This window comes from Succinivibrio sp. (genome assembly GCF_045124615.1).
GTDB lineage: Bacteria > Pseudomonadota > Gammaproteobacteria > Enterobacterales > Succinivibrionaceae > Succinivibrio > Succinivibrio faecicola.
The window spans coordinates 1-3,438 of sequence record NZ_JBGVMC010000075.1 but is presented as its reverse complement, the minus strand read 5'-3'; the positions used below and the strand labels follow the sequence as shown (position 1 = coordinate 3,438).

4 protein-coding genes are annotated in these 3,438 nt (G+C 37.9%); 3 read left to right on the top strand and 1 reads right to left on the bottom strand.

Annotated features, from left to right (window positions below; translation table 11 throughout):
• From ACJML3_RS02000 to ACJML3_RS01990, 3 genes are all read left to right on the top strand, one after another.
• Positions 1–1,401, top strand: a 1,401-nt coding sequence (locus ACJML3_RS02000) for a thiamine pyrophosphate-dependent enzyme (protein ID WP_406020168.1), incomplete at its 5' end; no start/stop codon positions are given.
• On the top strand, positions 1,394–1,990 hold the full coding sequence (locus tag ACJML3_RS01995) for an indolepyruvate oxidoreductase subunit beta (RefSeq protein ID WP_406020166.1): 597 nt from the start codon (positions 1,394–1,396) through the stop codon (positions 1,988–1,990). The genes ACJML3_RS02000 and ACJML3_RS01995, both read left to right, overlap by 8 nt.
• Entirely contained in the window at positions 1,981–3,222 is a 1,242-nt protein-coding gene (locus ACJML3_RS01990; RefSeq protein ID WP_406020164.1) for a phenylacetate--CoA ligase family protein, read from the top strand. The genes ACJML3_RS01995 and ACJML3_RS01990 overlap by 10 nt, the downstream gene beginning before the upstream one ends.
• A 38-nt stretch (positions 3,223–3,260) precedes the next feature.
• On the opposite strand, the gene ACJML3_RS01985 is transcribed toward ACJML3_RS01990, so the two are convergent.
• Positions 3,261–3,428 (bottom strand): helix-turn-helix domain-containing protein, encoded by a 168-nt coding sequence (locus tag ACJML3_RS01985; RefSeq protein ID WP_406020169.1) that lies wholly within the window; start codon positions 3,426–3,428, stop codon positions 3,261–3,263.
• Positions 3,429–3,438: the final 10 nt, after the last annotated feature.

Genomic DNA, 3,438 nt, shown 5'->3' with positions numbered 1-3,438 from the left:
GAACAGGCATTCACTATGGTTCAGGATGCTTTTTTACTGTCTGAAAAATATCATACTCCTGTAATTTTAAGACCTACAACCAGAGTATGTCATGCATATGCCTCAATCAGTTTTGATGAAAACTATTGTGTCAAAGAGTTTGATGGTTTTGAAAAAGACTCATCAAAATGGGTAATCTTCCCAAAACTGTCCTTTAAGAACCATGACATGATGGAAAAAAGAAATGTTCAGATTGCAAAAGAGGCTAGCTCATACAGATTCAACAGCGTTATAAAGGCACAAAAGCCAACAAGAAAGGCTGTTTTTGCATCAGGTATCAGTCACTCCTATGCTAAAGAATACCAGATCGCTCATGATGATGTAACTTTAGTACAGATAGCAACTGCATTCCCATTTGTTGAAGATTTTGCCTTAGATATCCTAAAGGATACTGACGAGGTTATCTGTCTTGAAGAATTAAGCCCATATATTGAGGAAAATCTTCTGAAGATAGCAGGCAGACATCATCTTAATGTAGAGATTAAAGGCAAACTTACAGGATGTGTACCTCATGCAGGTGAACTGAGTGTTGAAAAGGTAAAACAGATCTTAGATAGTTTCTATCAAAGAGAAGAAATATCAAAAGAGACTAAAATTGAATTTACCATTCCTGATCTGCCTATAAGACCTCCAGTGCTGTGTGCCGGATGCCCTCACAGAGGTGCATTCTATGCAGTAAAAACAGCAATGCGTGGTAAGAAAACATATTTTTGTGGTGACATTGGCTGTTATACACTTGGCAATGCAAAACCTCTTGATATGGTTGATACCTGCCTTTGTATGGGTGCTGGCGTTACCATGTCACAGGGTTTTAACTTTGTTGACAAGGATGCTACAAGTTTTGCATTTATTGGAGATTCAACCTTCTTTGCATCAGGACTTACTGGTGTTGTAAATGCTGTATACAACGAAGCTGACGTTATTATCTGTATCCTCGATAATTCAACTACAGCTATGACTGGCCATCAGCCTCATCCTGGAACTGGTTTTAATCTCATGGGAAACTTTGTTGACAAAATTGACATTGAAGCCGTACTTAAAGGACTTGGTGTAAAAACAGTCAGAAAAGCAGATCCTTTAAATCTAAAAGAATCAGTTGATGTTATTAAGGAGCTAGCCTCCATTAAAGGAGTAAAGGCAGTTATTTTCAAATCTCCTTGTATTTCAATTGTTAAACATGAGGATTGCTGCACAGTTAATGACAAATGCCGTAACTGCAACATCTGCATCAAGAAACTTGGCTGTCCTGCAATAGTAAAGAACAATGGTAAGGTATGCATTGATGAAAGCCAGTGCACCGGCTGTACACTATGCAATCAGGTATGTCCTCACAAAGCTATTGAGAAAAAGAAAAATGGATAAGAATATTCTAATCTGTGGCGTTGGTGGCCAGGGTACAGTACTAGCATCAAAACTTACAGCATCTGCTGCAATGCTTGAAGGAAATACTGTTCATTCAGCAGAAACTATCGGCATGGCTCAAAGAGGAGGCTCTGTTACAAGCCATATCCGTATCGGAGATAAGGCATTCTCTCCTCTTATCCCTGACGGTCTTGCCGATCTGATTATGGCTTTTGAACCTGCTGAAGCTGTAAGAAACTTAAAGTATCTGAAAAAAGGTGGCACTGTAATAGTAAATAAAAAGGCAGTTAAACCTGTAACAGAATCTCTTTTAGATACCGGATATGACGGTTCTAAGATGATTGCATTTCTTCAGGATAGTAAGATTAAAACTTACGTGCTTGATGCAGATGAACTATGTGCATCATTAGGATCTGTAAAGTTTTTTAATATTGCTCTTCTTGGTGTTGCGGTTGCAACAGGTGCGTTAGGATTAAAAAAAGAATCTTTAGAAAACGAGATTAAGACAAAGGTTAAAGAAAAATTCATTTCAATTAATCTGAAAGCTTTTGAAACAGGATATAAATTAGGACAAGAACTATGCTTCTGACAGAAAAACAGCTTGAGCTTGTAGATAAACAAATAAAAAAGCTCATTAAAACAGACAGTTTTTACGGTAAAAAATACAGAGAACTTGGCATTGAAGGATGTAAATGTCAGGAAGATTTTGACAAAATTCCATTCTCATCAAAAGACGATTTAAGATTCTCATATCCTTTAGGAATTCAGGCTGTAGATGACAAGGATGTTGTAAGAATTCACTCATCTTCAGGAACTACAGGTAGACCTGTAATCATTCCTTATACAAAAAAGGATGTTGATGATTGGGCAACAATGTTTGCTCGCTGCTATCAGACTGCTGGTATTTGCAATACTGACAGGATTCAGATAACTCCAGGTTATGGCCTTTGGACTGCTGGTATCGGTTTTCAGGCTGGCTGTGAAAAACTAGGTGCTATGGCAATTCCTATGGGACCTGGTAATACCGATAAACAGTTACAGATGATGATTGATCTTAAAAGTACAGTTCTTTGTGCAACATCATCTTATGCTCTATTACTTTCTGAGGAAATTACAAAGCGTGGTCTTAAAGATCATATTTTTCTTAAAAAAGGTGTTATCGGCTCAGAAAGATGGAGTGAAAAGATGCGCAATACCATCAAGCGCAATCTTGGAATCAGTCTTTATGATATTTACGGTCTTACAGAAATTTACGGACCTGGTATCGGTATTAGCTGTGATGAAAACAACGGCATGCATTACTGGGATGATTTCGTTTATATTGAAATTATTGATCCTGAAACTGGCAAGCGTGTTGAAGATGGTCAAAGTGGTGAAATCGTTATCACTACTCTAGTAAAAGAAGGAGCACCTCTTTTACGTTTCAGAACACACGATCTGTCAAGAATTATCCCTGGTGACTGTCCTTGCGGATGCAAGTTCCCAAGACTTGATATCATCACAGGAAGAAGTGATGATATGTTCAAGATCCACGGTGTTAACCTCTTCCCAAGTCAGATTGAATCTATTCTTGGTATGGTTGATGGTATCGGCTCTGAATACAGAATCATTCTTGCAAGAGATGTTGAAACTCACAAGGATGTTCTTCATATCAGTGTTGAGGCTGAAGGTCGTGTTGATTTTGCAGAGTCTGCAAAGACACTTTCTAAACTTGCAAAATCAAAACTTGGTGTAACACCTAAGTTTGCAGTTGTTCCTATCGGAACATTATCAAGAAGCGAAAAGAAGACAAAGCGAGTTGAAGATCAGCGTGATCTTTAACAGACAAGACCTTCCACTCTCTTGTGGAAGGTTTTTTCCTATCTGTTTTTTAGAATATCTCTGTAATCACCAACAGAAATCCCCATATATCCTTTAAATACAGTGCACATATGACTTTGTGAGGCAAAACCAAGCTCGTATGCTATTTCAACATCTGATGATTCTTTTTCCAGTTCTTTTTTAGCTTCTCTAAGCCTGCACTGAATAAGATACTGC

Coding starts and splice junctions, on each gene's coding strand:
- ACJML3_RS01995 (WP_406020166.1), top strand. CDS start 1,394: ATGGATAAGAATATTCTAATCTGTGGCGTTGGTGGCCAGGGTACAGTA.
- ACJML3_RS01990 (WP_406020164.1), top strand. CDS start 1,981: ATGCTTCTGACAGAAAAACAGCTTGAGCTTGTAGATAAACAAATAAAA.